Below are 6,635 nucleotides of genomic sequence, written 5' to 3'. Positions count from 1 at the left end.
CAGCACCGGCAGGCCGAGCGCCGCCAGCGCCAGCCAGGCCAGCACGCCGAACACGCCGCCGCCGCCGGCCAGTGCGCCGGCCAGGCGGACGATCAGCGATTGCAGGGTGATCGGAACACCAAAGGACTCTGGCCCCAGTTCCAGCGACAGCGGCGCACACAGGCACAGGGCAGCGGTGGTTGAAAGGCCGCCCCACAGCGGCGGCACGGTGCGCGCCATCAGCCGCCGCTGGAAACCGCGCCGGTCTTCTTCATCGCGCCGGCGACTTCCGGCGGCATATATTTCTCGTCATGCTTGGCCAGGATGGTGTCGGCGGTGAAGCTGCCGGTGGCCGGATCGATGCGGCCTTCGGCGATCACGCCCTGGCCCTCGCGGAACAGGTCGGGCAGGATGCCGGTGTAGGTGACGGGCACGGTCTTGGCCATGTCGGTCACCACGAAATGGATGGTGGCGCCGTTGCGTTGCAGGCTGCCCTTTTCCACCATGCCGCCCAGCCTGATATGGTCCGTCGGCGCCGGCCCCTTGGCGAGATCGGACGGGGCATAAAAATAGGTCGCCTTCTCGCCCAGTGTCGAGAAGGCCAGCGCGCCGGCGCCACCCAAGGCGACCAGCGCGCCGACGACCAGCCAGAGGCGTTGATGCTTGGCTTTCATTTGCGCTTCACCTCATCAGCCTTCTTTTCCGCCGACCGCATCGAAACAAACGCCCACAGCAGCAAACCAACAAGGCCGATCAGCGTGATGGCATAAGCCGGCCAGATGAAATTGGCCCACAGATCGGGCCGCGCAACGACGCCATCGGTCATGCCAATGCCTCCGCCATGCGCCGGCTGCGCGCGTCCACACGCTGCTGCGCCAGCATCGCCCGCATCCGCATCAGCACGATGGCCGAAAACAGGAAGGAGAAGCCGGCGACCGAGAGCAGCAGCGGGGTGAGCAATTCCGGCGCGATCTTCGACGTGGCGTTGACCACCGAGATGCTGCTGCCCTGGTGCAGCGTGTTCCACCATTCCACCGAATATTTGATGATCGGCAGGTTGATGACACCCACCAGCGCCAGGATGGCGGCGCCGCGCTGTTCGCCGCCCTTTTCCGCCTCGCTTGCGCTCAAGGCCAGATAGCCGAGATAGAGGAACAGCAGCACCAGCATGGAGGTGAGCCGCGCATCCCAAACCCAATAGGTGCCCCAGGTCGGCTTGCCCCACAGGCTGCCGGAGACGAGGCAGATCGCGGTGAAGGCCGCGCCCGCCGGCGCGATGGCCCGCGCCGCGATGGTGGCCAGCGGATGCCGCCAGATCAGCGCCGCGGCTGATGCGATGGCAAGGCTGAGATAGCCGCCCGAGCCGAGCCAGGCCGCGGGCACATGGACATACATGATGCGCACGCTTTCGCCCTGCTGATAATCCGGCGGGCTGGCAAACAGGCCGATCCACAGCCCGGCGGCAGTGAGCGCGAGGCCAAGCAGGGTGACGATGGGGGTCGCCACCCGGGCGATCCTGAGGAATCGCGCGGGGTTTGCGTAACGGTGCACGAGCGCCTTCTAGTCAGATGGCGCGCGCGGGGGAAGGGGGCGCGTCAGTAGGCGTCGACACGTTCGTTATAGCCGTCACCCAGGATCATGCGGGTCACCTTGCCGTCCTTCTCCTCGAAGCGCACGACCTCGCCAACCGGGCCGCCGCCGGTGGGGGCCATCAGCTTGAAGCGGCCGCCGCCCAGCGGTTCCAGCACCACCTTGGTTTCCGCCGGGCCAGCCCCGGCCGGCAACAGCACCAATTGCTTGTTGAGCAGCACGACCTGGGTGATGCCATCGTCATAGTTGCTGCGATAAAGCCCGACAAAGCGCGCCCAGGCATCGTCCCACAGCGGCGTCGGCTTGGGCTTGGCGGCCTTGGCCACCGCGTCACCGACCGTCGCAATCAGCTGGTTGGCGATGTCGCCGGGGTTGCTGTCATTGGTGTTGGTCAGCACCACCACGCCCACCTTGTCGTCCAGCTGCACGCGCGTCATCGTTGTGTTGCCGGGGTAGCCGCCGCCGTGGCCCACGTATGTCCGGCCCTTCACGCGGGCGACGTCAAAGCCAAGGCCCGAACCGCTTTCCCAGGTCTCGTCCACCGAGCGCACCCGCAGCGCCTCGCGCCACGAACCGGGCTTCAGCACGTTGGGCCCGCTGGTGCGGAATTGGGCGGAGATGAACTTGGCCAGATCGTTGACGTTGCTGGAGAGCCCGGTCGCCGCAGCCATGCCGTGGGCGTCAACAAACGGCAGGATCCGCCTTGTGCCGTCGGGTTTGCGGCTGGCATAGGGGGTGGTGAGGCCGGGATCGGGCTTGTCGATGCTGGTGCCGGTCATGCCCAGCGGCGTGATGATGTTGGCCTGCACATAATCCGCCCAACGCTGGCCAGTCACCTTCTCGACCAGCAGGCCAGCCACGGCAAAGGCGAGGTTGGAATATTTCCAGCGCGTCTGCGGCGGGAAGGGCGACTGGCGATCGGGCATCAGCCTGATCAGCTCGGCTTCGGTCGGGAAGTTGAAGCTGGACCAGTGATCGCCGGCCTCGCGCTGCAGGCCCGAGGAGTGGGAGAGAAGTTGCTCGATGGTGATCGGGCCATCATCCGGCCCGGCCGGCTTGGGCGTGAACCAGGGCAGATATTTCACCACCGGATCATCGAGGCGCAATTTCCCCTGTTCGCGCAGCTGCAGGATGGCGATGGCGGCGAACAGCTTGGAATTGGAGGCGATGCGGAATCGCGTGTCGGCGGTCATCGGCTTTTTTGATGCGATGTCAGCAAAGCCGAAGCCCTTCGTCCACACCAGTTGCTGATCGTACACGACACCGACGGCCACGCCGGGCAGGCCACGATAGGCCATCTGGCCTTCCAGCCAGGCACTGAAGAGCCGCTCGGCGGCCTTGACGTCGGGATTGTCGGGCAGGGCCAGCGGCGTGATCATGGCCGGCGGGGTGGGCTGGGCCAGCGTTGGCGCGGCGAGCAGCAGGGCCAGCGCGATGGTGCGGTAAAGCATGTGGATTTCCCCCTATGGTCTGCGGCGGAGCCTAACAGGCTGCGCGCCGCCGCCAAGGGGGGACGTCTCAGCCCAGCCGCGACAGCGCCGCCTGCAGCCGCTCGGCCTCTGCGGCGCGGGCGGCATGGTCCTCGCGGGCCTTGTCCACGGCTTCCGGCTTGGCCTTCTCCGTGAAGCCGGGATTGCCCAGCCGGCCGGCCAGCGCGTCGCGTTCCTTGATCGCGGCGGCCAGCGCCTTGTCGAGCCGGGCCTTTTCGGCGGCAAGGTCGATCACGTCGCCCAGCGGGATCAGGAAGGTCGCCTCGCCATGCACCACGGCCAGCCGGCCACCGCTGCCGGCGTCACCGGGCAGGATGCGCGCCAGGCGTTCGATCACGGCGGCGTTGGCGGCCAGCCGCGCCAGCGTTTCGGGCGACGCGCCGTCCACGGCATAGGCGAGCTTGGCCGACGGCGGCACGTTCACCTCGGTGCGCGCCGAGCGGACTTCGGAGATCAGGCCGATCAGCCAGTCGATGTCGGTGCTCGCCGCGGCGTCTTCCGGGAGGGCGTCGGTCTTCACCCATTCGGCGAGAATCAGGTCATCGCGGATGGCGAGCTGGTGCCACAATTCCTCGGTGAGGAACGGCATCACCGGGTGCAGCATGACGAGGATCTGGTCGAGCGCCCAGCCGGCGACGGCGCGGGTTTCGGCGGCCACCGCAGCATCGGCGCCCTCGCTGAGCAGCGGCTTGATCAGTTCCAGATACCAGTCACAGAAACGGCTCCACACCAGGCGGTAGATGGCGTCGGCATAGGCATCGAAGCGGAAATCGGCGATGGCCTGTTCCAGTGCCATGGCCGTCTGCTTCACCTCGCCAATGATCCAGCGGTTGACCGGCTGGCTGGCGGCGGGCGGCAGGGCGGATGGGCTGCCCGCGATGCCGTTGCCCTGGGCAAAGCGCGCCGCGTTCCACAGCTTGGTGGCGAAGTTGCGATAGCCTTCGATGCGGCTTTCATTCAGTTTGATGTCGCGCCCCTGCGTCTCCATCGCGGTCAGCGTGAAGCGCAGCGCGTCGGCGCCATATTTGTCGATGAGGAGCAGGGGATCGACGGTGTTCCCCTTGGATTTGCTCATCTTCTGGCCCTTGGCGTCGCGCACCAGGCCATGGCAATACACCGTGCGGAACGGCACGCGATCCTTGGGGTCGCTCCGCTCCGGGCCCATGAAATGCAGCCCCTGCATCATCATGCGGGCCACCCAGAAGAAGATGATGTCGAAACCGGTCACCAGCACATCGCCGGGATAATGGCGGGCAAGATCCGGCGTCTGCTCCGGCCAGCCGAGCGTGCCGAACGGCCAGAGGGCGGAGGAGAACCAGGTGTCGAGCACATCCTCGTCGCGGGTCAGCGGCACGCCGGTGCCGGCCTGGGCCTGGGCTTCAGCTTCGGTTTCCGCCACGAACACCTGGCCATCGGGCCCATACCAGGCCGGAATGCGATGGCCCCACCACAGTTGGCGGCTCACGCACCACGGCTGGATATTCTCCATCCAGTTGAAATAGGTCTTTTCCCAGGTCTTCGGCACAAACTGCGTGCGGCCATCGTGCACGGCGGCCAGCGCGTCCTTGGCCAGTTCGGCAGCGTTCACATACCATTGGTCGGTCAGATAAGGCTCGATCACCACGCCGCTGCGGTCGCCATAGGGCACCTGGTGGCGGTGCGGCTCGATCTTGTCGAGCAGGCCGAGCGCCTCGAAATCCGCCACCACCTTGTCCCGCGCGGCTTCGCGGGAAAGGCCGCGATAGGCGGGCGGGCAGGTATCGGCCATGGTCGCATCCGGGTTCATCAGGTTGATGAGCGGAATCTGCGCGTCAGGGTGGCGCTGATACACGGCGAAATCGTTGAAATCATGCGCAGCCGTGATCTTCACCGCGCCGGAGCCGAAATCGGCTTCCACCATCGGATCGGCGATGATCGGGATCAGCCGATCCACCACGGGCAGCCGGCAGCGCTTGCCGACCAGAGCGGCATAGCGCGGATCATCCGGGTGCACCGCCACCGCCCCGTCGCCAAGGATGGTTTCCGGGCGGGTGGTGGCAATGGCGATGAAGCCGCTGCCATCCTCGAGCGGATAGCGGAAATGCCAGAGATGGCCGTTCACCTCGCGATATTCCACTTCCAGATCGGAAATCGCGGTTTTCAGCTTCGGGTCCCAGTTCACCAGGCGCTTGTCGCGATAGAGCAGGCCTTGGCGGTAGAGCTCCACGAACACCTTGAGCACGGCTTGGTTGAAGCCATCGTCCATGGTGAAGCGCTCGTTCGACCAGTCGCAACTGGCGCCCAGCCGGCGCAGCTGGCGGGTGATGGTGCCGCCGGATTCGGCCTTCCATTCCCACACCTTGGCCTCGAACGCGTCGCGGCCCATGGTGGTGCGGCCGGGCTGCTGGGTTTCAGCGAGCTGGCGTTCCACCACCATCTGCGTGGCGATGCCGGCATGATCGGTGCCCACCACCCAGCGCGAATCGCGGCCATTCAGCCGGTGCCAGCGGATCAGCAGATCCTGCAGCGTGTTGTCGAGCGCGTGGCCGATGTGCAGGGACCCCGTCACGTTCGGCGGCGGGATGACGATGGTGAAGGGTTTGGCATCGGGGCGGGCCGGACGGAAGGCGCCGCTCGTCTCCCAGTGCCGGTACCAGCGCTGTTCAAAGGCTTCGGGGTCGAAAATCTTGTCGATCATGGTGCAGCGGCCATAGCCGCTGGCCGGCAGCGGGGAAAGCCCGTTGCTACTTCTCGACGATCAGGAAGGCAGCGGCGATGATCAGCGCAAAGCCCAGCGCCTGGCGCGGCGTGACAGGCTGGCCGAGCCAGAAATAGGAGAAGACCGCAAACACCAGGATGGAGATGATCTCCTGCATCCCCTTCAGCTGCGGCGCGGTGAGCGCGGCCGAGCCGATACGATTGGCCGGCACAGCCAGCCAATATTCGAAGAAGGCGATACCCCAGCTGATCATCACGACAGCAGCCAGCGGCGCCGCCTTGTGCTTCAGATGGCCATACCAGGCAAAGGTCATGAAGATGTTGGAAAGGGTGAGCATCAGCGCCGTCACCAGCGCCGGAGGCATCGCAAATGGCAGGTTCACAGCTTGCCGGTAAGGCGCCGGATTTCCTCGCGCGCCAGCTTCTCGACAATCTCGGGCATGTTGGCGTTGAGCCAGGCCTGAATCTGCGGCGCCAGCATCGATCGCATCAGTTCATCCAGCGTCATGCCGGCACTGGTTGGCGGGATCACCACATCCGAAAGCGGAACGGTCGGGGCAGCGGCGGGCGCCGGGGCCGCAGGCGGTGGGGCATCATCCTCAAGGCTTTCGGGTTCCATCACCCGGGCGCGGATGGAGGCCAGGATGGCATCAAGGGCAGGCGGCGGCTCGCTCATGCCAAACAGTTACGACAGTCTTAAGGAAACTTCTACTCCCCGGCGCACGTCAAAACGCGAATTCACGTGCGCTGGCAAAGCCCGGCAGATCGGGCGCCGCCATCTCGATGAAGGGCAGGCCGGCGGGCCGGCCATCGGCGGTGAGCGCCCCGGCATAGCCGCGGCCAACGCCGGCCTGGCGCAGCACGGCGGCGATGCGGCCA

Annotated in this window: 7 protein-coding genes and 1 pseudogene; all 8 read right to left on the bottom strand. The window is 66.2% G+C overall.

Going from position 1 to position 6,635, the window contains the following annotated elements; translation table 11 throughout:
* A pseudogene (locus GJ693_RS12590) lies at positions 1–219 on the bottom strand (biotin transporter BioY); the annotation flags it as partial.
* Positions 219–653: a cytochrome c maturation protein CcmE gene (gene ccmE, locus GJ693_RS12585; RefSeq protein ID WP_156256639.1), complete on the bottom strand. Its 435-nt coding sequence runs from the start codon at positions 651–653 to the stop codon at positions 219–221. The gene ccmE and the pseudogene GJ693_RS12590, both read right to left, overlap by 1 nt.
* Positions 650–805, bottom strand: coding sequence for a heme exporter protein CcmD (gene ccmD, locus GJ693_RS12580; RefSeq protein WP_156256638.1), 156 nt, complete (start codon positions 803–805; stop codon positions 650–652). Before ccmD ends, ccmE begins: the two co-directional genes overlap by 4 nt.
* Entirely contained in the window at positions 802–1,530 is a 729-nt protein-coding gene (gene ccmC, locus GJ693_RS12575; protein ID WP_156256637.1) for a heme ABC transporter permease CcmC, read from the bottom strand. The genes ccmD and ccmC overlap by 4 nt, the downstream gene beginning before the upstream one ends.
* A gap of 44 nt (positions 1,531–1,574) precedes the next feature.
* Positions 1,575–3,020, bottom strand: coding sequence for a serine hydrolase domain-containing protein (locus GJ693_RS12570; protein ID WP_156256636.1), 1,446 nt, complete (start codon positions 3,018–3,020; stop codon positions 1,575–1,577).
* Between the two features lie 67 nt (positions 3,021–3,087).
* Complete coding sequence (locus GJ693_RS12565) at positions 3,088–5,736, bottom strand: valine--tRNA ligase (RefSeq protein ID WP_156256635.1); 2,649 nt, start codon at positions 5,734–5,736, stop codon at positions 3,088–3,090.
* Positions 5,737–5,782: 46 nt separating this feature from the next.
* On the bottom strand, positions 5,783–6,121 hold the full coding sequence (locus GJ693_RS12560) for a DMT family protein (protein WP_197042175.1): 339 nt from the start codon (positions 6,119–6,121) through the stop codon (positions 5,783–5,785).
* Positions 6,122–6,135: 14 nt separating this feature from the next.
* Positions 6,136–6,432, bottom strand: coding sequence for a DUF2497 domain-containing protein (locus tag GJ693_RS12555; RefSeq protein ID WP_156256634.1), 297 nt, complete (start codon positions 6,430–6,432; stop codon positions 6,136–6,138).
* Positions 6,433–6,635: the final 203 nt, after the last annotated feature.

The organism is Sandarakinorhabdus oryzae (assembly GCF_009733735.1).
Lineage (GTDB): Bacteria > Pseudomonadota > Alphaproteobacteria > Sphingomonadales > Sphingomonadaceae > Sandarakinorhabdus > Sandarakinorhabdus oryzae.
Note: the sequence above shows the minus strand (reverse complement) of the source record. Positions and strands in the feature narration are given on the sequence as shown.

Excerpts from the sequence above, each read along its gene's own strand:
- ccmD (WP_156256638.1), bottom strand. The coding sequence starts at position 805 with ATGACCGATGGCGTCGTTGCGCGGCCCGATCTGTGGGCCAATTTCATC.
- GJ693_RS12560 (WP_197042175.1), bottom strand. The coding sequence starts at position 6,121 with ATGCCTCCGGCGCTGGTGACGGCGCTGATGCTCACCCTTTCCAACATC.
- ccmE (WP_156256639.1), bottom strand. The coding sequence starts at position 653 with ATGAAAGCCAAGCATCAACGCCTCTGGCTGGTCGTCGGCGCGCTGGTC.
- GJ693_RS12570 (WP_156256636.1), bottom strand. The coding sequence starts at position 3,020 with ATGCTTTACCGCACCATCGCGCTGGCCCTGCTGCTCGCCGCGCCAACG.
- GJ693_RS12565 (WP_156256635.1), bottom strand. The coding sequence starts at position 5,736 with ATGATCGACAAGATTTTCGACCCCGAAGCCTTTGAACAGCGCTGGTAC.
- GJ693_RS12555 (WP_156256634.1), bottom strand. The coding sequence starts at position 6,432 with ATGAGCGAGCCGCCGCCTGCCCTTGATGCCATCCTGGCCTCCATCCGC.